General features: G+C 33.4%; 15 protein-coding genes and 1 pseudogene. 10 read left to right on the top strand and 6 right to left on the bottom strand.

Annotated features, from left to right (window positions below; genetic code table 11):
* Window positions 1-60 precede the first annotated feature (60 nt).
* The 3 genes from ASG22_RS10785 to ASG22_RS10775 are packed head-to-tail and all read left to right on the top strand — an operon-like array spanning window position 61 to window position 8,157.
* Window positions 61-4,881 carry a translocation/assembly module TamB domain-containing protein gene (locus tag ASG22_RS10785; RefSeq protein WP_238586901.1) on the top strand — a complete coding sequence of 1,607 codons (4,821 nt, stop codon included), beginning with the start codon at window positions 61-63 and terminating at the stop codon, window positions 4,879-4,881.
* Window positions 4,882-7,209 carry a BamA/TamA family outer membrane protein gene (locus tag ASG22_RS10780; RefSeq protein ID WP_055984000.1) on the top strand — a complete coding sequence of 776 codons (2,328 nt, stop codon included), beginning with the start codon at window positions 4,882-4,884 and terminating at the stop codon, window positions 7,207-7,209.
* An 18-nt stretch (window positions 7,210-7,227) separates the two neighbouring features.
* Window positions 7,228-8,157, top strand: coding sequence for a YihY/virulence factor BrkB family protein (locus ASG22_RS10775; RefSeq protein ID WP_055983997.1), 930 nt, complete (start codon window positions 7,228-7,230; stop codon window positions 8,155-8,157).
* Window positions 8,158-8,215: 58 nt separating this feature from the next.
* Here the strand turns inward: ASG22_RS10775 and argS are convergent, their stop codons facing one another.
* The 3 genes from argS to ASG22_RS10760 all read right to left on the bottom strand — a co-directional run bounded on the left by argS (window position 8,216) and on the right by ASG22_RS10760 (window position 14,755).
* Window positions 8,216-9,976: an arginine--tRNA ligase gene (gene argS, locus ASG22_RS10770; RefSeq protein WP_055983994.1), complete on the bottom strand. Its 1,761-nt coding sequence runs from the start codon at window positions 9,974-9,976 to the stop codon at window positions 8,216-8,218.
* 116 nt (window positions 9,977-10,092) lie between these two features.
* Window positions 10,093-11,778: a SusD/RagB family nutrient-binding outer membrane lipoprotein gene (locus ASG22_RS21400; RefSeq protein WP_055983991.1), complete on the bottom strand. Its 1,686-nt coding sequence runs from the start codon at window positions 11,776-11,778 to the stop codon at window positions 10,093-10,095.
* A 10-nt stretch (window positions 11,779-11,788) separates the two neighbouring features.
* On the bottom strand, window positions 11,789-14,755 hold the full coding sequence (locus ASG22_RS10760; RefSeq protein WP_055983989.1) for a SusC/RagA family TonB-linked outer membrane protein: 2,967 nt from the start codon (window positions 14,753-14,755) through the stop codon (window positions 11,789-11,791).
* 118 nt (window positions 14,756-14,873) lie between these two features.
* On the opposite strand from ASG22_RS10760, the gene ASG22_RS10755 reads away from it, so the two are divergent.
* Window positions 14,874-15,458, top strand: a complete 585-nt coding sequence (locus tag ASG22_RS10755) for a ribonuclease HII (RefSeq protein ID WP_055983986.1) — start codon at window positions 14,874-14,876, stop codon at window positions 15,456-15,458.
* Between the two features lie 90 nt (window positions 15,459-15,548).
* On the opposite strand, the gene yidC is transcribed toward ASG22_RS10755, so the two are convergent.
* Both yidC and ASG22_RS10745 read right to left on the bottom strand, forming a co-directional pair.
* On the bottom strand, window positions 15,549-17,348 hold the full coding sequence (yidC, locus tag ASG22_RS10750) for a membrane protein insertase YidC (protein ID WP_055983983.1): 1,800 nt from the start codon (window positions 17,346-17,348) through the stop codon (window positions 15,549-15,551).
* A gap of 182 nt (window positions 17,349-17,530) precedes the next feature.
* Entirely contained in the window at window positions 17,531-19,138 is a 1,608-nt protein-coding gene (locus tag ASG22_RS10745; protein ID WP_055983980.1) for a CTP synthase, read from the bottom strand.
* Between the two features lie 166 nt (window positions 19,139-19,304).
* Between ASG22_RS10745 and ASG22_RS10740 the strand changes: the two genes are divergently transcribed.
* From ASG22_RS10740 to ASG22_RS10715, 6 genes and pseudogenes are all read left to right on the top strand, one after another.
* Window positions 19,305-19,904, top strand: a complete 600-nt coding sequence (locus ASG22_RS10740; protein ID WP_055983979.1) for a CDP-alcohol phosphatidyltransferase family protein — start codon at window positions 19,305-19,307, stop codon at window positions 19,902-19,904.
* Window positions 19,897-20,700, top strand: a complete 804-nt coding sequence (locus tag ASG22_RS10735) for a phosphatidate cytidylyltransferase (protein ID WP_055983976.1) — start codon at window positions 19,897-19,899, stop codon at window positions 20,698-20,700. The genes ASG22_RS10740 and ASG22_RS10735 overlap by 8 nt, the downstream gene beginning before the upstream one ends.
* 3 nt (window positions 20,701-20,703) lie before the next feature.
* Window positions 20,704-21,741: a patatin-like phospholipase family protein gene (locus tag ASG22_RS10730; RefSeq protein ID WP_055983973.1), complete on the top strand. Its 1,038-nt coding sequence runs from the start codon at window positions 20,704-20,706 to the stop codon at window positions 21,739-21,741.
* 58 nt (window positions 21,742-21,799) lie between these two features.
* Window positions 21,800-22,555 (top strand): SDR family NAD(P)-dependent oxidoreductase, encoded by a 756-nt coding sequence (locus ASG22_RS10725; RefSeq protein WP_055983970.1) that lies wholly within the window; start codon window positions 21,800-21,802, stop codon window positions 22,553-22,555.
* On the top strand, window positions 22,537-23,859 hold the full coding sequence (locus ASG22_RS10720) for a phosphatase PAP2/dual specificity phosphatase family protein (RefSeq protein ID WP_055983967.1): 1,323 nt from the start codon (window positions 22,537-22,539) through the stop codon (window positions 23,857-23,859). The genes ASG22_RS10725 and ASG22_RS10720 overlap by 19 nt, the downstream gene beginning before the upstream one ends.
* Window positions 23,860-23,863: 4 nt before the next feature.
* A pseudogene (locus ASG22_RS10715) lies at window positions 23,864-25,554 on the top strand (bifunctional alpha/beta hydrolase/class I SAM-dependent methyltransferase).
* Between the two features lie 137 nt (window positions 25,555-25,691).
* Here the strand turns inward: ASG22_RS10715 and ASG22_RS10710 are convergent.
* The gene (locus tag ASG22_RS10710; protein WP_055983964.1) at window positions 25,692-26,261 is read right to left on the bottom strand and encodes a YceI family protein; all 570 of its coding nucleotides are present in this window, start codon (window positions 26,259-26,261) and stop codon (window positions 25,692-25,694) included.
* Between the last annotated feature and the right edge of the window lie 237 nt (window positions 26,262-26,498).

The raw sequence follows: 26,498 nt of genomic DNA, 5'->3' as shown, positions 1-26,498 counted from the left end.
AAAATCAAAACAAAAGTAAGTCTCGAAAAAGTTTACATAGGGTTTCCAAACAGTCTTGTTATGGAAAATTTGTATTTAAAAGGACAGGAAGTCGATACACTTTTAGCGGTAAAAAAACTCGATGTCGGCTTGAATATGTTAAAACTTATGAGTTCCACTGCAGATATTACTTCGGTAGATCTTGAAGGAGCAAGAGCCAATGTGGTAAGAAAACCTGACGGGAAATTCAATTTTGATTATATTTTGGATGCTTTTGCGACGACTGACAAAGAGGAAAGCCCGTCGAAACCGTTCATTATTTCTTTAGATAAGATTAATCTAAAAGATATTGGCGTTACTTTCAACGATCAGCAATCACGAAATGACATCAAATTATACTTCAAATCTTTTGATACAAGAGTAAAAACTTTTGATCTGCAAAATAATTCTTATGCTGTAAACGATATTAATCTTGACGGATTACAGTTAAAATTAAAGCAGGATCTTGTAGAAGAAGTTTCTCAAAAAGTAGAAAAGAAAGTTGATTCTTTAAACAATAAAAAACCGATGCAGATTGGTTTAAGAGGAATCAAGCTGACGAATTTCAATATTGATTATGGTGATGACAATACCAAAACTTTCGCCAAAGTTTTATTTAAAGAATTAAGCACGAAAGTCAATAAACTTGATCTGGAAAATAATGCTTATAATGTTGATAATGTTATCCTTTCCGGAGCAGATATTAATGCTAATCTTTATCTTCCCGCCCAAAACGCCAATCCGAAAGAGAGCAAAGAACCTGAAGTTTCAAAAGCTGCCGATCAGCAAAAAGCATTAGGTGTATTGCTTGGAAAATTGGTTCTAAATGACGTAAAAGTTGCGTACAATAACACCGCAATCGCTCCTACAAAACAGGGAATGGATTTCAATCACCTGAATTTTTCCAAAATGAATATTGAGGTGAGAAGCTTCAAAATGCAGAATAATACGTTTGCCGGAAGTATAAATTCAGCAGAAATTCAGGAAGCGAGAGGATTGGATATTCAGAAATTCAATACAGATTTTGTTTATAATGAAAAAGAAGCATATTTAAAAGATTTATACTTACAGACTCCGAAAACGATTCTGCGTGATGAGGTTGTTTTAAATTATAATTCCATTGAGCAGCTAAGTTCAAATTTGGGAGCAGTACAGATTTCAGCAAATATTAAAGATTCAAAAATCGGTTTTTCTGATATTTTAAATTTGGCTCCTACATTAATAAATACCATTCCATTCAATAAATATCCGAATGCGATTTTGAATGTAAACGCTAATGTAAAAGGAAACGTTAATGATTTACTAATCAATAATCTGAAAGTTTCAGGCTTGGATCAATTAAGAGTTGCAGCTTCAGGTCGAGTTAAAAACGTAATGAATCCCGACAATTTATATTATGATTTAAAAATTGCAGAATTATCTTCATCAGCAAAGACAATATTTAATTTAGTTCCGAAAAATACAATTCCGTCGAACATTTCCCTGCCTTCCCACATGAGCATCAAAGGAACGGCAAAAGGAACGACCAAGGTTGTAGATGCTAACTTAAACCTCTACTCTACTCTTGGAAATGCATCTGTCGTAGCAAAAGTTGATATGCGCAGAAAAAATCATGAACTATATGATGTAAAAGCCAATCTTCAGGGATTACAGATCGGAAAAATTATTCAGAATAAGGATATTGGAGCAGTTTCAGCACAGATTTATGCAAAAGGAGAAAGTTTTGATTTCAAAAATGCCAATGCAGACCTGAAAGGTCACGTTGCTTCCGCAGTTTACAAAGGGTATCGTTACCAAAATATGAATCTGACAGGAAAAATCAGACACGGAGCTTACAATATTATTTTAAATTCAAAAGATCCAAATGCCAATTTATTATTAACGGCTTCGGGAATATATGACGAAAAAAATCCTACGGTAAAAATTAATGGTGAAGTGATCAAACTTGATCTTAATAAACTTGGGTTCTACAAAGACCCGATGATTTTGGCAGGGAAAATCGATGGAGATTTCACAAGTTTAGATCCTGATAACCTGAATGGTTATTTAAATCTAAAAGATTTTGCTTTCTCTGATACAAAAGAAATTTATCCGGTTCAGGAAGTTAATTTAATTGCAAAATCTACCAATGATTCTACCCAAATCAATTTCAATTCGCAGATTGCAGATGTTGAACTGAAAGGTAAATATAAACTGACACAGATTTTTGGTTCACTGGCAAATACGATTAATCAATATTATCAGTTCCAAAAACCTGAAAAGACTGAAAAAATTCAGGCAGGACAGTTTTTTACCTTTAATGCAAAAATTAAAAATGATGATCTGATCAGAAAATTTGTTCCGGATCTGAAAAGTTTTGAAACCATTAATCTGGTTGGAAATTATGATGCCGATTCGCAGAAAATTGAAATTGACGGACAAATTCCACAGGTTTCGTATGGTGAAAATTCCATTGAAAATGCTACGATAAAAGTGACGAATCTGAACCAGGCTTTACAATATGATCTGAGTGTTGCAGCACTGAAAAGTTCAAGTTTTGCTTTAAATAAAGTAAATATTAACGGAGATGTTGCCAATAATATCATCAATTATAATATCACTACAAAAGACGCAAAAGATGCCACGCAGTTCTTAATCGCAGGAAATGCAAAATCGCTGAACGACATTACAGAAATCTCATTAAATCCGAACGGATTAAAATTGAATTACACCGATTGGAATGTTTCAGAAAATAATAAAATTCAAATTGGTAAAAACGGAATTTTAGCTGATAATTTCAGACTTTCCAATGCGGGAAGTGAAATTTCCTTACAATCTGAAAGCCAGACAGCGAATTCTCCTTTAAATGTCTCGTTGAAAGATTTTAAAATTGAGACTATCACAGAACTCATTAAAAAAGATACTGTTTTAGCGAGAGGGACGATTAACGGAACGGCACAGTTACGTAATTTGACGAAAAATATGACTTTCACTTCTGATTTGAATATCACAGATTTAATCGTTTATGGAAATGCAGTAGGAAATCTTGCAGTGAAAGTTAACAACTCTTCACCCAATCTTTTAAATGCTGATATTGCGCTTTCAGGAAATAATAATGATGTGAAAATTCTGGGAGATTACAATACTTCTTCAAGCACATTCGATCTGAATATGGCGATTAATCAATTACAGATGAAGAGTGTCCAGGGCTTTTCAATGAATGCGATTACAAATACAGAAGGTTATATTTCCGGAAATTTAAAGATTACAGGAACAACTGATAAACCGAATATTTTAGGTAAAGTAAAATTCAATGATGCAGGACTGGAAATTGCCAAAACAGGAAGTGACTTCAGAAAACTAAATGATGAAATTGACTTTACCAACCGGGGCATCGAGTTTGATAATTTTAAGATTAACGATAAAGACGGAAATTCTTTAAAAATCGACGGACAGGTTTTAACACAGACTTATCGAGACTTTGCATTCAATCTTGATCTTAACGCCAAAGATTTCAAAGTGGTAAATTCAGAGAAATCTGATGATGCAATTATGTACGGAATTCTGGCTATTGATGCAGGATTAAAAATCAGAGGAAATTTAGATTTGCCTAAAGTTGATGGAAGATTAGCGGTTTCAGACAATACAGATTTTACTTTTGTTCTTCCCCAGTCAACGCCTTCGTTACAGGAAAGAGAAGGGATTGTAGAATTTATAGATCAGGATCAGGTTGTTTTAAATAAAACGATTAAAGCCGATTCTTTAAATGCCCAAAGTAAAATCAAAGGAATGGACGTGAATGTGAATATCGAAATCAGCAAAGAAGCAAAATTATCTTTATTGATCGACAAAGCCAACGGAGATTTTGTAAAACTTCAGGGTGAAGCAGAATTGACAGGAGGGGTTGATCCTTCAGGAAAAACTACGCTTGTGGGTGTTTACGAAGTAGAATCCGGAAGTTATGAGATGACCGTAAGTGTGCTGAAACGTAAGTTTGATATTCAAAAAGGAAGTACAATTACCTGGACGGGAGAACCGACGACTGCCAATCTTGATATTACTGCCGTTTATAAAACTCAGGCGGCACCGATTGATCTTATTGAACAGCAATATGGTGCCGGCTCCGCCGAATTGAATCAGTTTAAACAAAGAATACCTTTCAATACTTTATTAAAAATGAAAGGCGAATTGCTGAAACCTGTCATTACATTTGACATTACAACTGACGAAAAAAATAATGCAGTTTCATCAACGGTTACCGATGTTGTCGATCAAAAATTATCTCAGCTCAGAACTCAGGAATCGGAAATGAACAAACAGGTTTTTGCCTTGTTGTTACTCAACAGATTTATAGGAGAAAATCCTTTTGAATCAAGCGCAGGAATGTCCGGAGAAATGATGGCGAGACAAAGTGTGAGTAAAATTCTTTCTCAACAACTGAACAATTTAGCTTCTGATTTGATCAAAGGAGTTGATCTTAATTTTGATCTTGAATCTTCTGAAGATTATTCAACAGGAGCAAAAAATACCAGAACCGATCTGAATGTCGGATTAAGCAAAAAACTGCTAAATGACCGACTGAAAGTTTCGGTAGGAAGTAATTTCGGATTAGAAGGTGAAGCCCGACAAAATGAAAATATGACCAATATTGCGGGAGACGTTACGGTAGATTACAGCCTTTCAAAAGATGGAAGATATATGCTTCGCGCATACCGTAAGAATGAATATCAGGTGGCTCTGCAAGGGCAAATCGTAGAAACAGGAGTTGGATTTATCATTACGTTGGATTATGACAAATTCCGTGATATTTTCAGGAAATCCAGAAATAAAAAGAACAGAGAAGCAAGAAAAAATAATCAGAACCAAGTCGTAGAATTTAAATAAATGAAAAACATATTCCCTACCTATTTTAAATATTTCTTTGTTTCCGGAATGGCATCGGTTACACTTTCATGCAGTAATACAAAGTACCTGAAAGAAGGACAAATGCTGTACACCGGAGCAGAAATTAATATTGAAAATGATACGATTTCCAAAAGTGATAAAAAGGAATTAAAATCTGCATTAGAAGAAAATCTTACTCCAAAACCCAACTCATCATTTTTGGGTTTAAGACCAAAATTGTATTTCTATAATATTGCCAAAGAACCCAAAAAAGAAAAAGGTTTCAATTATTGGCTAAAGTATAAAATCGGAGAAAAACCTGTTTTGTTAGGCGATGTAGATCGTGAATTCAACAAAGATATTATTCAGAATTATTCTGAGAATAAAGGATATTTTAATGCTAAAGCAACGTACGATACTGTTTCGAAAAATAAAAAAGCCAGGGTAATTTATACTGTAAGACCCGGCGCAAGATATTTAATCAGTGATGTAAAATTTCAGAAAGATTCTTCATTGGTGAATCAGGAAATCCAGAATCTTGCAGGCAGAACTTTATTAAAAAAAGGAAAACCCTTTGATCTTGATGTCATAAAATCGGAGAGAGAAAGAATTGATAATGGTTTAAAAGAAAAAGGATTTTATTATTTCCATCCTGATAATATTATCGTTCAGGCGGATAGTACAGTGACTAAAAATCATAAAGTTGAGCTTAATGTAAAACTAAAAGACAATACTCCCGATCTTTCGACTCAGCAATTCAGTATCGACAAAGTGGTGGTATTCCCGAATTACAATCTTCGGGATGTAAAAAAAGGAAAATACAGTGTTCCTATGGATACTGATTCTCTTGAAAAATATAAACACGGAGATATTTATGTAATTGATCCTGAAAATAAATTCAAACCAAAAATTTTCGACCGTGCCCTGTATTTTAAATCAGGTGATATTTATAATCGTAAAGATCATAACCTTACGCTTAACCGTTTGATAAGTTTGGGCGTTTTTAAGTTTGTAAAAAATGATTTTGTCGTTTCAGATTCTTTACAACATAAATTTGATGCATATTATTTATTAACTCCAAGAGAACTTCAGTCATTACGCCTGGAAGCTTTAGGGAGAACTAATTCTGCCAATTATGCCGGAAGCGAGTTGAATCTTAATTGGACACAACGTAACTTTTTCCGTGGAGCAGAGCAATTTAAAGCGGCTGTTTATGGTGCTTTTGATGTACAGATTGGCGGTCCCGAAAATGCTAAAAACCTTTTCCGGGGAGGTGCCAATGTTCAGCTTTCCATTCCGAGACTTGTCGCACCGTTTAGATTTAATTCTTCCAGTGCTTTTGTTCCGAGAACCAATATTACTTTGGGTTACGAATTTCAAAACCGTACAGAATATTATACTCTAAATACATTCAACGGTTCATTTGGTTATGTCTGGAAAGAAAATGCAAGGAAAGAACATGATCTAAAAATCCTTGATGTCACGTTGGTGGCGCCTGCGAAAGTTACACCTTTGTATGATTCTATATCCGCAAACAGTGATGCAATGAAGAGAGTTGTTCAAAAACAATTAATTTTCGGACCAACATATTCTTATACGTATACCACTACGATGCTTCCGAGAAAAAATACGATTTATTATAAAGGAACTTTGGATCTCGCAGGAAATATCACGGGTTTAGTAACGGGAGCAAATGCAAAAAAGGATAAAGTAAAAAACATTTTCGGAATCCCGTTTAGTCAATATGCTAAAATAGAGAATGATTTCAGATTCTATCATAAATTCACCGAAAAAACTTCTTTAGCTACAAGATTTATCGGAGGAGTTGCTTATCCGTATGGAAATTCAGAATTTATTCCTTTCTCTAAACAGTTTTTCTCAGGAGGAAGTAATAGTGTCAGGGCTTTTCGTGCGAGAACTTTAGGACCCGGAAGCTTTGATCCGAGAACCGTTCAGGAAGGATTTTATTTCGATCAGTCGGGTGATGTGAAATTAGAATTAAATGCAGAATATCGTGCTAATTTGTATAAATTTTTGAACGTTGCTGTTTTTGCAGATGCAGGAAATATCTGGTTAATTAATGATGATCCGCAAAGACCCGGAGCCAAATTTTCAAAAGATTTTTTAAGCGAAGTTGCTGTAGGAGCAGGTTTTGGTCTGAGACTTGATTTCTCTATTCTGATATTAAGATTAGATTTAGCAATGCCTTTGAGAGTTCCTTATTATGAAAAAAATGACCGCTGGGCATTTGATCGAATTAATTTTGGAGACTCCAATTGGAGAAAAGACAATCTTGTTTTAAATATTGCAATCGGATATCCTTTCTAATTTAAACTTTGAAAACAGATGGTAAAACACGCAAAATTTTTCTGGGAAACATTAAAAGAAACCTTCAGCGAATGGAATAAATCATCTGCATCAAACGACTCTGCAAGTTTAGCATATTACGCTATTTTTTCAATTCCGGGATTGTTAATTATTATTATCTGGATCGCAGGATATTTTTTCGGCGAAGAAGCAATCCGCGGGCAGATCAGCAGTCAGATCAGCGGAATTATGGGTAAGGATGTAGCAAAAAGTGTTCAGGATATGATTGCCGGAGCTCTGATTGACAAAGAAAATATCATCATGAAAGCTGTAGGTGTCGGATCACTGGTCTATGGTTCTACGACTTTATTTTTCCAGCTTCAACACTCTTTGAACAGTCTTTGGGACGTAAAAGCCGCGCCTAAAAAAGCTTTGGTTAAATTTTTATTAGACAGAGCTAATTCATTGGGAATGATTCTGATTATCGGATTTCTATTGATGATAACAATGGTTCTTTCTTCGTTAATCAGCGTTTTTAACAATTGGATCACCGCTTATTTTGGATTAGAAACATACGTCTTAGCTCAATTGGTTAATTTTCTCATTGGATTTATCATTGTCATGTTGTTATTTGCTTTGATGTTTAAAGTACTTCCGGATGTTCAAATTAATTGGAAACCAGTTTGGAAAGGAGCATTCTTAACCACTGTTTTATTTACATTAGGAAAATTTTTATTAAGTCTTTATTTCACTGCAGCAAATCCTACCTCTGCTTTTGGAACGGCGGGAACTGTTATTTTAATTATGATGTGGATTAATTATTCATGTATGTTGATTTTCTTCGGCGCAGAATATACCAAAGTATATGCTTTAAGAAAAGGATATAGAATCGTCCCATCACAGCACGCCAAATGGAGCGATGCGAAATTATACGAAGACAGCCATAAAGATGAAATTAATAAAGTATAGAAGAAGATCATCCACTTTTAAAAAACAAAGCCCTTCAGAAGTTCTGAAGGGCTTTGTTTTACATTCTGTTTACCGTTTTTATTCCTAAAAGCTGTAAAGATTTTTTTATTGTTTTTGCCGTAAGGTCTGATAGATTCAAACGGAATTGTTTTAGATTTTCATCATCAATTTTTAAAATCTGATTACTCTGATAAAACGAATTATAAGATTTAACCAAATCATAAAGATAATTTGCAACCAAAGCAGGACTCAATGATTCAGCAGCTTTCTCTACAATGGCTTTATAATTAGCTAAAAGCATAATCAATTCTTTCTCCTGTTGGTTATAAACAGCATCTGAGATTTCCTGATAACTGTAATTTGCCTTTGCTAATAAAGATTGAATACGTGCATAAGTATACAAAATAAACGGACCAGTATTCCCTGAAAATTCTACACTTTCTTCGGGATTGAACAGCATTTTTTTCTTAGGATCAACTTTCAGCATGAAATATTTCAATGCTGCCTGACCGATAATTTCATAAGAAACTTCTTTTTCTTCTTCAGAAAATCCTTCAAGCTTACCTAATTCCGTAGTAATTGATTTTGCTGTTTCATACATATCCTGCATTAAATCATCGGCATCAACAACAGTTCCTTCACGAGATTTCATTCTACCATTAGGAAGTTCAACCATTCCATAAGATAAGTGATACAGCTGATCTGCCCATGAATATCCAAGCTTCCCCAAGATTTTAAATAAAACCTGAAAATGGTAATCCTGTTCGTTTCCAACGGTATAAATTAACTTTTGGATATTTCCCTCTTTAAAACGTTCTACAGCAGTTCCCAAATCCTGAGTCATGTATACAGAAGTCCCATCCGAACGCAGTAGCAATTTCTGATCTAGCCCATCTTCTGTAAGATCACACCAAACCGAACCGTCTTCCTTTTGATACAAAACACCTTTATCCAAACCTTCCTGAATAAGGTCTTTTCCTAAAATATAAGTATTGCTTTCATACTGAACCTGATCGAAATCTACTCCTAATCTTCCATACGTTTCATTAAAACCTTTGTAAACCCAGGAATTCATTTCATTCCAAAGATTTCTAACATTTTCATCCCCATTTTCCCAGTCCAAAAGCATTTTTTGAGCTTCCTTCATTAAAGAAGCATCTTTTTTCGCCTGATCTTCGGAAACACCTTGAGTGATAAGTTCAGCAATTTCTTTCTTATATTCCTGATCAAACTTTACATAATAATTTCCAACGAACTTGTCACCTTTTGTATTAGTAGCATCAGGAGTTTCATTTTTTCCAAACTTTTCCCAAGCCAACATCGACTTACAAATGTGAATTCCTCGATCATTAATAATCTGAGTTTTAATCACATCATACCCCGCTTCTTTCAATATTTGAGCAACAGAAAAACCTAATAAATTATTTCTGATATGTCCTAAGTGAAGCGGTTTATTAGTATTTGGTGAAGAATATTCAACCATTACCGTAGAATTTTTCTTCTCTACTGTATCAAAATCATTGGCCACAGATTTAAAATTATCTGCAAAAAACTGATTTCTAACTTTGATATTAAGAAAACCTTTTACTACATTAAAGCTTTCTAACAATTCAGTTTGTGTTGTTAAAGCTTCACCCAATTCCACTCCAATATTTTCTGGATTCTTTTTTAATTGTTTCACTAAAGGGAAAGTCACAATTGTAAAATCTCCTTCAAATTCGGTTTTATTTTCCTGAACTTCCAGATTAATGTCTTTCAATTGAAAAACATTTAAAATTACTTCTGAAAGTTTTTGTTCTATTATATTTTTGATATTCATTATTTAATAATTTTAAAAGTTTAGAATATTAGTCTAAAATTTTTGAAATACAAATATACGGAAATAAAAAAACCGCCCGAAGGCGGTTTTAAATATAATTAATCTAAGTTGTTAGATTAGTTTTGGTTCCAGAATGGAGTGTATTGGTTTTTAACAAAAACCTGAGCCTGTGATACATTTGGAACGTTTGAAGAGTTACCTGTATATTCAGAAACAGGATAAATTAATCTGTAAGGTTTATTTGGATAGATTGCATTATCAGCATTTGGTATTGAAGGATACCCCGTCTTAAGGAAGTTGACATAAGTTTCAACCTGTCTTAAATTAGCTAAAGAAGCAAATCTTTGATATTGTATCGCTGCAATCTTATTAGGTGCTCCTGCCCAACCTACAGTAGTAGTATTTAATGCTGCAAGATAAGCAGTTGCTCTGGCAGGAAGTAGACCGTAAAAATCAAATGAATCTGCCACTGCTGAATTGTATGCTGACTGCGCACTAAATGTAAATATACTTGGGTATAAAGTTGCCGCCTCTGCAAGCAATAATTTATTTTCAGAACCTAATGCTAAGTAACCGTCCATTGCAGCACCTACTCCAGCTATGTATGCTCCGCCAGAGGTATCACCCTGAAATATCATTGCATAAATTGCCTGATTCCCCTGATCAGGGTTTGGAGAAGGAGGAGTAGCAACAGGAAGTTTTTCATTGAATGTTGTTCCAATAAATTTCCATCCTATAAATGAATACTGCCATTCTGTACTTCCCGCAGGTTTTGCACCACCTTGCTTGATTCCCACTACACTAGAAGGTGGTTGTGGTGCTGGAGAAACACTGCTTGTAGCTCTTCTAAACATTTGACTACCACGATAATCACCTGTTGAAGCACCATATAATGTACCATTTACAGAATTCGCATAATATTGAGCAGCCTTATATAATCTCCATCCATTTGTATTAAGAGCAGATCCCTGAAAGTTTACAGCCCCATAGTTACTAAATAATGGATTAGGTGTTGCAGAATTTTTATCGCTATATCCAGGGTTGATTATTACGTCACCAAGATAAAAATCTGCAGTATTTCCAGTAGCCAAGGTCTGAAGCTGAGCGTCAACAAAAGCTCTAACAGAAGGATCAGTTACTTTCGACTGTCTCAAAAGAATTTTAAGCTTCACATTTTTAGCAAACTTTTCCCAGTTATCCATATCTCCCCCAAAAATTACATCTTCCTGTGGAGTAACTACGTTATCACCGTTTTGAGTGGTTGCATTAATGTCAGCAATCGCTTTATTAATTTCTTCTACCAAAGATCTGTAGATAGTAGCATCATCGTCATATTTTGGTGTAAGATTATTTTGCCCCTTAAACGCTTCAGAATATGGTGCATCACCATAGAAATCTACTACATACTGCAACTGATAAGCCTTCAAAATTCTTGCAATTGCAGAATGCAATGGCAAGGAAGCACCTTTATCAATAATTCCTTGTAAGTTATTTGCAGCATTATAACTGCTTGTCCAAATTCCTGTTCCAAAAGTATTACTAATATCCAAAGAATACTCTCTTGTGAGAGGATTTCCAAAATAGTAATAGTTACCCGCCCACGTATTTGTCCAAACATTTGAAAGAGAATTCATTGTTCCAGCTTGTGCTACCATCACAAGATTTTCTGAAGCAGCCAAAGTTTGTCTTGGAGAAATTTCAGAAGGAAGAACATTATTGGGAGAAAAATTCTCATCTAGTTCTCTACAAGAAGATACGAAAGCAGTAAGAGCAATCGATGAATATAAAAATATTTTTTTCATTTTTTACTAATTAAAAATTAACATTTACACTAAATCCATAAGATTTTATTGAAGGATATTGTGATACACCTGCATAACCTTGTGCATTACCTGTACCTGTTGAAGTTTCAGGATCTGCATAATTTCTATTTGAATCTGAATATTTAACTAAAGGATTTCTTGCATGAACCCCAACAGTAATTCCTGTAAGTCCAGTATTTTTTAGCATATCAGCAGAGAAAGTATAAGATAGTGCCACTTCTCTTAATTTAAAATAAGAACCGGAAAAAACATGGTTAGATCCTACAGTATTAAACTGGTTTTGATAGTAATATTCTACTCCATCATATAAAGCGTTACCTGTACCTCCTGGATATTGATAATAAACACTAGTATTAGCAACATATTGACCATTCTGTAGATAGGAAGAGTTTGGCATAATAAATCCTGCTTCTCTATCAAAATTTCCACTTTCAGGTAATGTACCGTTGAAAGCCATATTCTGAAGAATTTCAGTTGTCATTTTTCCACCAATTCTCCAATCTGCAGTAGCAGTAAGCTTAAATCCTTTATAATTTATGCTCGTATTGAAACCCCAAAGATATCTTGGATTAGTTGAACCTAAATTTTGTAAAGCAGAAGTAACTGAAGGTCTACCTGTAGTTGGGTCAACAATAACTCTTCCTTGATCGTCACGTACAAAATCAGTACCCATTAACTGAAGACCCTTCATACCTTTAACGGCATACACCCCTACTAATGATGAACCGCCAATTGAAACTCTATCTGTATCAGGGGTAACTTCTAATACCTCCATACTGTAAGTAGTTAAGTTAGCTCCAATATCCCATCTGAAATCCTGGCTCTTCAAAGGAGTAACGGTAATGTCTGCATCAATACCTCTATTTCTTAATTTACCAATATTAGTTCTTAAAACAGAAATACCAGAAGCTATAGAAGTGTTGGTGTCCGTAATCATATTAGTTGTATCATCCTGATAAACTGCTCCGTTTAGCAAAACTCTATTATTCCAAAACCCTAAAGACAAACCAACTTCTTTTTTGGAAACCTTTTCAGCACTGATATTATTAGAAGTCTGACCAGTTGGGTTAACAAAACTCAAACCTCCATTTGAAGTGAAAGGAAAACCACTACCAAGACCAAAATAATTTCTTATACTGTAAGCACCTACTGAAGATGAGTTTGCAGTACCACTGATATTACCGTATACTTTCATATAACTTAAAGCTTGTCCTCCAAAATCAAATGCTTTCGTAGGAACAAAACTTAGTCCTACTGATGGGAAAAAATAACTTCTTTCATCTTTAGAAAGAACAGAATTCCATTCGTTTCTTGCTGTAGCTGTTAAGAATAAGTAATCCTTGTAACCTAAATCTAAGTTAGCAAAAACTGCTTGACTGTTATATGAACCTCTTTGATTATCCAAGCTATAAGGATTTGAAGGGTTAGCAACATTCCATACCTGATATAATCCCGGAATAATGATGCCACTTCCGCCCGCACTTGTTGTATTATAAGCAAAGTTTTGAAAGTTATGACCTACATTCAATTTCATATTGATATCATCAGTAAGATCATAGTTAAAATTAACTAATAAATCACCATAATATTTGTTTTGACTTGAATTTGATTGAAAATAAGATGAGGCAATAGCCGTAGGAGTCGTATTTATTGCACTAGACCATCCATCATTCCATTGATTACTAAAAGCACCTACATACTGAAGATTTGATCTGTATAAAATATCAATATTTTTATTGATTTTATATCCAACACTACCAACTAAATTTAGTCTATCCGTTGTAGTATTAAATCTTTGATGTTTAATTGCCCAATAAGGATTTTGATAGTAAATATTCCAAGCATAACCGTTATCAGGATAATTTTTAAAAGCAGTAATAGGAATATCTACAGATGATTGTAACAAATCTTCATAAAGACCACTGTCCGTAGTATTTGTAGTCTGACGCGAATAATTTACAATTGCATCAAAACTCCATTTCCCAAATTTTGTACCTGCCTTTAAGAAAGTTGATAGTCTTTTTAACTTATCGTCTGGTACTACAAACTCTCGCTGTAAATGATCTACAGACATTAACAAATAACTATTCTCATCACCAATGTTAACAGTAACACCATTTTGTGTAACAACTCCAGTTTGGAAGAAATCTTTTACGTTATTTTTACCATATGGTGCATACGTTGACATAATTGAAGATGATTCATCAGCAGTAGGTGTATTATCATCAATATTTACTTCGATTTGCCCATTACCATTCACATCAGCCAAAGGAATACCATAAGGAACAATTTGTCCACCCAAAGGACCATTAAATGGCGCACCCCAAGATCCATTTTCAACATTAACTTTTCCTCCGTACCATCCCTGTCCGTAATTCCTTTGTCTTTCAGGTGTATTCAAAACAGATTCGAAGTCCATAGAACCATTATAGGTAACTCTCATTCTACCCTTACTTCCTTTTTTGGTATTAACTAATACAACTCCATTAACACCATCAGAACCATAAAGCGCTGCAGCCTGAGAACCCTTAAGAATATTCATTGATTCTATCAACTCTGGCGCCAACTGATTTAGTGCAGCAGCTGAGGAAATTACATTATCAATAACTACTAAGGCATTATTATTACCTGTAAGAGATCGCATACCTCTGATTTGAATCTTTGGTGTACCTGTCACGCTACTGTTTGTATTTGTAATAGTTACACCCGAAACCTTACCTTGCAATGCAAGAACTGCATTTGGGTTTGAAGCTGCAGTAATTTGATCACTACTTACCACCTGTACAGCAGCAGTTTGAGCATCAGCTTTCTTTTGAATACCTAAGGCACCAGTAATAACTACTTCACCTATGTTTCCTTCTCTAGTTATTGTATCATTCTTCTTTTTCTGTGCATTTACAACTGCAAAGGAAGATGACAAAACCACCAGTAGAACACTTGCTGTTAATTTCTTCATATTTAAATTGATTATTTTTTACTATTTGCAAATATGTAAAACTTTCTTAAAAGAACCAAATATTTTGTTAAAAATATTTAATTTTGCCTCGTTTTTATGTGTAAGAGTTGAGAAATTTATGGATTTAATAAAAAAATGGTCTGTTTTTTATACAGAAGCGGGGTGTGATGAAGTAGGTCGAGGATGTCTTTGTGGACCTGTAGTGGCAGCAGCGGTAATTTTGGATGATAATTTTAACCAAAATTTAGTTAATGATTCAAAAAAGTTAACATTTAAAGTTAGGATGGATCTTGATAACTATATAAAAGACAATGTAAAAGACTACGCAATTGCTGAACTTCCTCCTGAATTTATTGATGAACACAATATCCTTAATGCTAGTATTCATGCCATGCACCAGGCGCTTGATAAATTAATAACACGTCCTGAGCTTATATTAGTGGATGGAAATAAATTTCATCCCTATAATTTCATCCCCCACGAATGTATTATAAAAGGCGATTCAAAAGTCCTTTCGATTGCAGCTGCATCTATTTTAGCGAAGAATTATAGAGACAGGTTAATGATCGAACTTCATGATGAACATCCGGAATACGGCTGGAATACAAACTTTGGATATGCTACAAAAAAACATCAGGAAGCATTGATAAAATTCGGTCCTACAAAATATCACAGACAATCATTTAGATTAAAGTATGACTGAAAATTTAATTTAGAATCATTTTAAATAATATTCATCCACAAAAAAAGAGAAGCACTATTGCTTCTCTTTTCGTTATCTTTTGCAAGAAAATTATTTCTTTTTATTTTTTGACTGCTCCTGTATTTTCTGTTGATCCTGAGCTTTTTCCATCATTTCTCTCATTCTCTTCTGAAATTTACCTTCAGCCTTCGGCTTTTCTTTATTAGCCTGAATCTGCGCATGAATTTTCTTTTCATCCAAAATCACATATTTAATCACTAATATAATTAAGATATTAATCGCATTCGATACAAAATAGTACCAAGAAAGACCCGATGCAGATGTATTTAAGAAAAACAAGAATGTAACCGGGAAAATATACATCAATACTTTCATGTTTGGCATTCCTTCTTGTTGCGGTTGCTGCATATTTCCTGAAGTCATCACTGTATAAATCAAGATTACAATAGTACACGCAATCGCAAAAACACTTAAATGATCTCCCAAGAAAGGAATTTTAAATGGCAATTTAATCAAATCATCATAAGCCGTTAAATCTTTTGCAAACCAGAATCCTTTACCTCTTAAATCAATAAAGTTCGGAAAGAAACGGAACAAAGCATAGAAAATAGGAATCTGTACCAACGCCGGCAAACATCCTGCCATCTGATTTACTCCAGCTTTTCGATAGATTTCCATGGTAGCCTGTTGCTTCTTCATGGCATCAGCATCCTTAAATTTTGCATTCGCTTCATCAATTTCCGGACGGATCACTCTCATCATAGCACTCAATTTATGTTGCTTGTACATAATTGGTGATAATATTAATTTAACCAAAATTGTCAGTAAGAAAATTGCCCAACCTGCAGTTAATCCCCAAGATGCAATGAAATTATAAATAGGAATAAAGAATCCTCTGTTCATCCATCCAATGAAAGACCAACCTAATGGTAAAATTTCATCGAAGTTTTTGTCATAAGATTTTAATAAAGGTAAATCCAACGGCATAAAATACCAAGTGAAATCCTGATTAAGTTCGCTTCCGGTCATTTGAACAAAACCTTCATAGTTTAGTTTCTTCAAATATTCGCCTTCTTCAACGTTTTCCTGATTTCCTTTACTTTGTGTAAATCCATTTTTAGCTTCGATTACAGAAGTAAAAAACTGCTGCTTCACACCAATCCAGTTCAACGTTTCTTTCTCTTCTTCCATTGTCGTTCTTCCATCATAATCATATTTTTTATAATTATCGAAAGCATACGAAAATTCTGAGTGAGACTGCTCCTGAGCTCTACCCTTTTCAAGATTTCTCACACTGTAATCCCAAATGAAATCTGCTTTATTATCAGAAGTAATTTTTGCAAGACCTTGTGTTCTTACTTTAAAATCTAAAGTATATTTTGGAAGTAATGTATAAATAAACTGAATAACCGCTCCATTATAATTAGCCGTCATTGTTACAGCATTTCCATTAACAGTCGGAGCAAAAACTAAATTTTTAGTATTAATTACTTTCCCTGTTTTATCCTTGAACTGGAAACCATAGTTTGAATTATTTTTAGTGATCAGATACAACGGAAGATCTGCATTATCTGTCTTGTGATCGTAAGCTTTGTATTCTGAAAGCTCAACTTTAGAAACCTGCCCTCCCAAACTTGCAAATTCTACCTTCAGCTCTTTGTTAGCAAGATTTGCCGTCTGAATTGCATTCGGGGTTACATTTGGGTTGATATTGCTCGCCGGAGTTTGTTTTACAGCATTTTTTGTCTGTTCAGTCTTTTGTTGCTGAGCTTTTACTTCTTCCTCTTTCTGCTGCTTATTTTGGAAATAAAACATGAAGCCGAAAAGAACCAAGCACAAAACCGAAAAACTAATCATTTGACTTTTATCAAGTCCTTTGTTCTGTTGCATTTTATTTTAATTAAAATTTTTACCTATTAAATAATGTATAACATATTGTTATACATTTTGAGTCGACAAAAATACTGTTTTTTTATCAAAACTCTATCCTATAATATATTACTATATAATAAACTCAGGCTGAGTAGAATCAGTCTGAGTTTATATATGACGTTTGTAATTTTTAAATTACCTTATTTCTTTTCACAAGCTTTAATAAATGCTCTGAATAAAGGATGTGGTGTTGCCACTGTACTTTTGTATTCCGGGTGATACTGTACCCCTACATAGAACGGGTGATCCGGCATTTCTAATGCTTCCACTAAACCAGTTTCAGGGTTTGTACCTGTTGCTAAGAAGCCATTTTTTTCGAATTCACCAATATATTCACTGTTAAATTCATATCTGTGACGGTGTCTTTCAGAAATATGTTTGCTACCGTAGATCTCAGAAAGTTTTGAACCGTTTTTCACAGCACATTTCCAAGCTCCAAGACGCATGGTACCTCCTTTATCAACTACATTTTTCTGTTCTTCCATTAATGAAATTACAGGATGTTCGGTAGAAGTATCAAACTCCATTGAGTTTGCTTTAGAATAGCCTAAAACATTTCTGGCAAATTCTACCGTCATAATCTGCATTCCCAAACAAATCCCCAACATCGGAACTTTATTTTCTCTTGCATACTTTGCAGTAAGAATTTTTCCTTCAATTCCTCTGTCACCAAATCCCGGAGCCACCAGAATACCATTTACCCCTTCCAAAGATTCTTTGATATTTTCACTTGTTAAATCTCCACTGTAAACCCATCTGATCTTCACTTCAGTTTCCAGATCTGCACCAGCATGTTTGAAAGCCTCAGCAATAGAAATATATGAATCCTGAAGAGAAACATATTTCCCAACCAAAGCAATTTCAACAGATTTTTTAGGATTCTGGAATTTCTTCAGGAAAGATTTCCAGTCTTTAAGATCTGCTTCTTTATCACTTTTAAGATCTAATTCTTTTAAAACTACATCATCAAAGTTTTGTTTTTGAAGATACATCGGAACTTCATAAATTGTTTCCAAATCTTTACATTCAATCACATTATCCAAAGAAACATTACAGAACTGAGCCAATTTTGCTCTCTGATCTTTTGGAATTTTATGTTCTGTTCTGCAAACTAAAACATCAGCCATAATTCCGCTTTCCATCAATTGACGAACAGAATGCTGAGAAGGTTTTGTTTTTAATTCTCCACTGGAAGCCAAATACGGCAATAATGTCAAGTGAATTACCATAGAATTTTTTTCACCCAATTCCCACTTTAACTGACGAACAGTCTCGATGTAAGGTAAAGACTCAATATCTCCCACAGTTCCACCGATTTCAGTAATAATGATATCGTAGTTCTGTTTAGATAAAATTTTAATTCTACGTTTAATTTCGTTCGTAATATGAGGAATTACCTGCACTGTTTTTCCAAGGAAATCTCCTTTTCTTTCTTTTTCAATTACAGTCTGGTAGATTTTTCCTGTTGTAACGTTGTTGTTTTGAGAAGTTGGAGCATCAAGATAACGCTCGTAGTGTCCTAAATCCAGATCCGTCTCCGCACCATCTTCGGTTACATAGCATTCTCCGTGTTCATAAGGGTTTAGCGTTCCTGGGTCGATGTTAATATAAGGATCTAACTTTTGGATCGTTACATTAAAGCCGCGTGATTTTAGTAGAAGTCCCAGAGAAGCAGAAACGATTCCTTTTCCCAAAGATGAAGTTACACCTCCTGTCACAAAGATGTACTTTGTATTCTTTTTACTCATTAGATTAGGTTTGTGCAAAGTTATGGGAAAAAGAAATACAAAGCAATTTTGTTTTATGTTTAAATCCAAATATTCTTTAGATTTAAATTTGAATAATCCAAATGATATTTAGATTTAAACATAAATTTTCTTTACATTTGATTACACCCAAAAGCCAATATACACAATGATTTCCGTATATAAACTCAAACCAAAATTTCAGCAGCTCCTTACTCCTGTCCTTTTATTTTTACATAGAAATAAAATCACGGCGAATCAGATTACCATAAGTTCTGTTTTGCTTTCTGTAATAATCGGAATTATGTTTTGGAACGCAGATCATTCAAAATGGTTTTTCCTGAGCTTACCGATTGGGTTATTAATAAGAATGGCTTTAAATGCTTTGGATGGCATGATGGCAAGGAAATTCAACCAAACCAGCAAATTAGGGGAAGTTCTGAATGAAGTCGGTGACATTGTATCAGATGTAACTATCTTTTTTCCTTTGTTAAAATTTCAACCTGAAAGTTTATATCTGATAATTATTTTCATCGTTTTGAGCATTATTAATGAGTTTTCGGGTCTGCTTGGAAAAATTGTCGGAAAAGACCGCCGCTACGATGGACCGATGGGGAAAAGCGACCGTGCTTTAATGTTAGGGCTTTACGGTTTAATTACTTTTTTCGGAATCAATATTTCAGAAATCTCCATCTATATTTTCGGCATCATTATCGCTCTGTTGGTCATCAGCACTTACATTAGACTTAAGAAATCATTGCATGAATAATGAAGAAAACAAATTTGCGGATGTTCCTTTACGGGTAAAAACATGGATTTACATCATTCTCGTTTTCGCAGTCGGAATTTCACATCCGTTTGCCATGAAAATTTTCGTTTCCTGGATTGCCTTTCAGAGTTTTTTTGAATTTTTAAGATTGTTTAAAATCAATTCCAACCGAAATATTCCATCAATTTTCATCGGAGTTTCACAATTCTTATTACTGAATTTTTTCAGTCTTGAAAATTATTTTCTGTGTAGTTTAGCACTAATTTTAATTTTTTTGATTTATTTTTCAGTATTAAAAACTTCTTTTCAACAGATTTCAAAAATAGGAATTGCAGTGATCATCTGCCTTTTTGCTTTTCCAAATTTATATTTTATCCGAGAAAGTTTTTCAGGAATCAATTCTATAATTTTTATTGTCGTTGTCACAGAATTGAACGATGTCTTTCAATATGTAATGGGAAAATTCTTTGGAAAACATAAAATTACGCCACAAATCAGCCCAAATAAAACTTTGGAAGGATTTTTGGGCGGAGTTTTTTTAACAATCATTTTAAGTAATATTTTAGGATTTTTTTTATTGAAAACTAATATTTTAGTTAATTCTATATTGGGATTGACATTAGGAATTTCAGGATTTTTTGGAGATGTTTTTATGTCTTATTTAAAACGGAAAGCCAACATCAAAGACACCGGAAAACTTTTGCCCGGACATGGTGGATTATTGGACAGAATGGATAGCTTGATCTTCAATGCTCCCCTATTTTTCTGGATTTTACCTTATCTTTTAAATATTTAAAAAATGAATGAAAAATTCGAAAAAGCTTTATTATTTTCAGGAGGCGGAACAAGATTGATGATCTACCTCGGAATGTTTTCTGCTCTTGAAGAATTAGGAATAAAACCTGATGTTTTGATCGCTTCATGTGGCGGAGCTTTTGCAGCAACTGTAGTGAACGCTTTTCCGGATAATCTGTCAAGAAAACAATATTTACAGTCAGAAGAATATTATCAATTCGTTTCAAAAACTAAACTTACAAAACAAAAAAAGCTCAATAAAATAGGGCTTTTCACTTTAAAGAAAATAATCAATAATAAAAATGCTCCTTTTATTGAAGATGTATTCAACAGGTATTTGGTAGAAATGCATCAGGATTTATCTGAAGATTTCCTATCATTAAAAAACACCAAATTCTCTCAGGAAATTCCCACAATAATTATCGGTTCAGAGATTCTTTTTGATACAACAGAAGTTAATCAAAAACGAAACGACAGGAAATTATATCAAAAAATAATTTTCACTGATCCTGAAACTGCAAAGAAAATTATTCCCAATCAAATTATTATTAATTCTGAAAATTTAAAAAACAGCGCAATTGAAGATCTTCCAAAAATAGAAACTCAATTTTCAATGTTAGAAAGCACGAGGACTTCCATTTCAGATATGTTTTATGTAGAACCCGCTTTAATTCAAGGAAAATATTTTGCTGGTGGAGCAGTTGATCTCGTTCCGATTGAACTGGCAAAGCATCTTGCGAATGAAGCTATTATTGAGAAAAAACAATCTTACAATAAGACAGAAGAGGCATTCGTCCGTGCCGTTTTGGGTTATAGCGGAAATGAAAGATTACAGGAAATTGAAAAACTGTCTCCCGATTTTCAGATTGACACCATCAACATAAAGCAAGATTTGAAAGGACATTATTTACAAAAAGGAATCAATTGGCGAAAATTTGAAATTGATTTCTCATTGCCGAAAAGTTATCAACAATTTAAAACAGACATGGAAAAACAATGGCAATATGGTTTTGATCAAACAATGAAGAGTATTCAAAAATAGAATTGGCATTTTGATTGTTAAAAATTATTTATAACAAAATTTAAACTATTACAAACTCATGAATGTGTTCATTGCAGGCGGAACTTCAGGAATCGGTTATTCTTTGGCTCAGTATTATCTTGAAAAAGATTTTCGGGTGGGAATTTGCGGACGTGATGTAAGCAAAATTCCAGAGAATAATTCACAAAATCTGAAAGTTTTTGAAGCAGACGTTTGCGATATGAATTCTGTTTTTTCTGCAGTGAAAAATTTTCTCTCAAACAATGAAAATTTAGATTTATTTATCAACTGCGCCGGAAGTTATGCCGAAGACGTAGCCGGAAATATTACGTATGAAGAAGCTGAAGAAATGTTACGAACTAATATTTTAGGAACGGTAAATTGTTTTGAAGCGGCAAGAACTATCATGAAAAATCAACAATCAGGAAAAATTGCTGTGATTGCATCCGTTTCCGGGATTTTAGATTATGAAAATTCAAGTTTGTATACAAAAACGAAGCGGTCGGTTATTCAGATTGCGAATGCTTACCGACGAGCATTGCAACCGTTTGGGATTTCGGTAACAACCATTGCTCCGGGATATGTTGACACTCCAAAACTAAGACAATTGAACAACAACGATCTAAGTAAAAAAACATTTTTAACAGACTTAAAAACAGCAACAGAAACTATTGCCCAAGCCATTGAAGAAAGAAAAAAATTCATCATTTTCCCTTCAAAGATGAAATTCATGATGAAAGCATTGGCACTTCTTCCCTCTTCACTATTAAATATTATCATGTTTAAAAAAGCAAAATGGATGAAAAACAAATAAAAATCAGGCAGCAGGCGCTGGCGTTAGTTCTCTGTACAATTGTATTTTCATTGGTTTACAATGGTTCTGCTTCGTATGTTTCCAATTTAAAAAATGTTCCGTCATTTGTCTTTAGCATTGAAAAAGATATTCCATTTATACCATTATCCATCATTCCTTACATGACGAGTGGACTGTTTTTCTGTCTGGTATTTTTTTTCTGCAAAAACAAAGACGAGCTTAGAGTTTTAACAAAGAGAATGCTATTCGTGATCATTGTTGCAGGCATTTCTTTTATTTTATTTCCATTAAAATTCTCACTTATAAAACCCGACGTCAGCCATTTTTTTCTTGACATTCCTTTTCAGTTGTTAGAGAAATTTGATACACCTTTTAATCAGGCTCCGTCGTTACATATTGCTTTCGCCTTTGTATTTTGGTCGGTATTCAGAAGCAAAAAGAAATGGAGAAAATTTTCAATGGTTTTATTAATTTTATTAGGAATTTCTACACTCACTACTTATCAACATCATTTAATTGACGTTGTTACAGGATCAATTCTTGCACATCTCAGTTTTATCATTTTTCCTTACCATAAAAATAATTTTCAATACCGAAATTTTCAAGTTGCCAATTATTACTTTTTATTTGGATGGATTTTTATTCTCATTGCTTTATTATTAAGTGAATTTATACCAAATTTTAAAGTAAATTCGTTGTGGATAACTTTGTGGATAACTTTGTGGATAACTTTAATAACATTTACTATTGGCTATCATTATCAAAAGAATAATATTTACTTTTTAAAGGATAAAAATGGAAATATTTCTGTGCTAAAAAAGATAGTGTATGCTCCTTATTTATTGATGTATTGGTTCTTTTGGAAGTTGTTGAGAAAAAATAAAAATCCCATTCAAATTCTTCCAAATGTTTATATTTCATCAAAACCAAGTAAGGAAGATTTAATTCATTTTAATGTTAATAAAAATACTTTTATTTACGATTTATCAGCAGAAATGGAGGGAAAGCCATTAAAAGAAAATGCAAAATACATATCTTTTCCATTCTTAGATATTGGAAGTTTTGACGTAAATGAAACACGAAAATTAGTAACAGAAATTACCGATAATTATCATCATCTTCCGAAAGACGGAAAAATCATGATTCACTGTACAATGGGTTTCACAAGAAGTTCTGTAATCGGAATTCTGGTAGTGAAAAATGCTTTATCTTTATCGATAGAAGAAGCAGTAACCAAAATAAAAATCCTTAATAAAAATGCCATTATACATTCTTACATAATGGATTTTTTGAAAAAAATTTAACTTTATGAACAACGGAATTTTTAAAAGTTTTGACAATAGCGAAATCTTTTATCGTGAATGGAATTTCCAGCCACAGCAGAAAAGTATCATTATGATTCATCGTGGTCATGAGCACTCTGAAAGATTGAATCATATAGCACAATCGCCACAATTTTCTAAGTACAATATATTTGCGTTTGACCTTCGTGGTCATGGTCATACAAAGACGGAAACTTCATCTGTTTTCATGGATTATGTACGTGATCTGGATTCTTTTGCAAAGTTTTTACAATCAAAATATGAGGTTAAAATTTCGGATATTTTTGTTGTTGCCAATAGCATCGGAGGGGTTGTTGCATCTGCCTGGACACATGATTTTGCTCCACAAATTGCAGGAATGACCTTATTGGCACCAGCTTTCAGAATTAATCTGATTGTTCCTCTGGCAAATGAAATGATTACTTTGGGAACCAAACTAAAAAAAGGGCTGATCATAAAAAGTTATGTAAAATCTAAAATGCTGACGCACGATCCTGAACAGCAAAAAGCTTACGATACAGATCCGTTAATTACAAGATCAATCGATGCTGAATTGCTGATTGATCTGGCAAAAGCAGGAAAAAGACTGGTGGAGGATGCAAAAGCAATTGATACTCCTACGTTGATTTTAGCGGCAGAAAAAGATCATGTGGTTTTTAATAAAGATCAGAAAATTTTTCATGATAAATTAGATACTGATGTAAAACATTATGAAGTGTTACCCAATTTTTTCCATGGAATTTTATTCGATACCGGAAAGGAAAAAGTGTATGATAAAATCGCAGATTTTGCGGAAAAATGTTTTGATACAAGCCAAAAACAACCTTCGCTTTCACCAGATCAATTTTCAGTAAAAGAATATCAGGATTTGAAAAATAATGTTGGTAACAATTTAAACTTCAAATTTCAGAAATTTTCATTAAACAATATTGGAAAGATAAGCGACGGGATGGCAATTGGGTTAAAATATGGTTTTGATTCGGGAGCTTCTCTGGATTACGTTTATCACAATCAACCCAGCGGAAAATTGGGTTTCGGAAAAATAATGGATAAGAATTATCTTGAAGCTATCGGTTGGAAGGGAATTCGTATTAGAAAGCTACATCTGATCCAACTTTTAGAACAAAATATTCAGCAATTAAAAAAGGACGAAAGATTAAAATTCTTGATATTGCAGGAGGAACGGGAAATTATTTATTTGATATCAAAGAGAAATATCCTGAAATTGAAATTGTTATCAATGAATTCATACAGTCAAACATCGAAATCGGCGAAAAAGTAATTAAAGATAAAAATTACCAACATATTCGGTTTACTAATTTTGATTGTTTTGATCCCGCAACATATCAGAAACTTAATTTTGAACCTAATATCACCATCGTTTCAGGTATTTTTGAACTTTTTGGAGATAATGAAATGGCAAGCAAAGCGATTCAGGGAATTAATTCTGTTTCAGAGAAAAATTCATTTATTATTTACACGGGACAGCCTTGGCATCCGCAACTGAAAATGATCGCCTATGTTTTAAATAATCATCAAAATAAGGACTGGATTATGAGAAGACGTTCACAAAAAGAACTGGATAGAGTTTTTGCCTTCAACAATATTGGAAAAGAAAATATGCTGATTGATGACTTTGGAATTTTTACCGTTTCTTCGGGAAAAGTAAATTCGTAATTATTTCAATCAAAATTACAAAAATTCAATATAATATAAACCTCATTGATTCTATCTTTGAGGTTTTATTTTATACAAAAAAAAAGGTTCTCAACTCACATTGAAAACCTTCTTCTTAAACCAAATTTATATGAAAATTAGAGTTTAGTCAACTCAAAATATAAGTTAACGTCAACGTCTTTAGCTACACCAGCACCCGTTGGATCATATTTGATATTATAATCTAAACGGTTTATTTTAAATGTTGTTTGAATACCCATCACTTCCTTTCCCTGTTGGTTTTTCGTAACACCACCGAAAGTTACCGGAACACTGATTTCTTTAGTAACGTCTTTAATCGTAAGTTTTCCTTTTAAGATATACGTATTATTTTTTTCTTTTGTAATAGAACCTGTAACGAAAGTCATTGTAGGATATTTCTCAGCATCGAAAAAATCTGCATTTTTCAGATGCTTATCTCTCATTTCAACTCCTGTATTGATGGTATTTACATCAACATGAAAGCTCAAATCTGCATTATCAAGATTATTTCCTTTAGTGGCAGCTTTTCCGTCAAATTTATCGAATCTACCTTGTACAAAGCTGATTCCCATGTGTTTGATATTAAAATTAACAGAAGAGTGCATCAAATCTACAGCCCAATCTACCTGTGCGAAACTGAAGATGCTTATTAACGTAAATGCGAAAGTTAAGAGTACTTTTTTCATTGTATATATTATTTATTTTATGTGTCAAATTTATGCTGAATATCACAGCTTCTTATTGATCTATGTTAGTTTTTAATTTTAATTCAACAATTCTTAAATAAGCTTGCTGTATAGAATCATCAAAATTAAAATAATTATTGAATTACCGTACAAAAAGAACGCAATCCAAGTAGTATTATTTGCATTATTAAAGAAGTATTCGAAAAGGTATTGCATTTAAGTAAGAAAATTCAAAAA

It is taken from the genome of Chryseobacterium sp. Leaf405, from assembly GCF_001425355.1.
Lineage (GTDB): Bacteria > Bacteroidota > Bacteroidia > Flavobacteriales > Weeksellaceae > Chryseobacterium.
The sequence above is the reverse complement of the archived record's forward strand: the minus strand, read 5'-3'. Positions and strand labels throughout refer to the sequence as shown.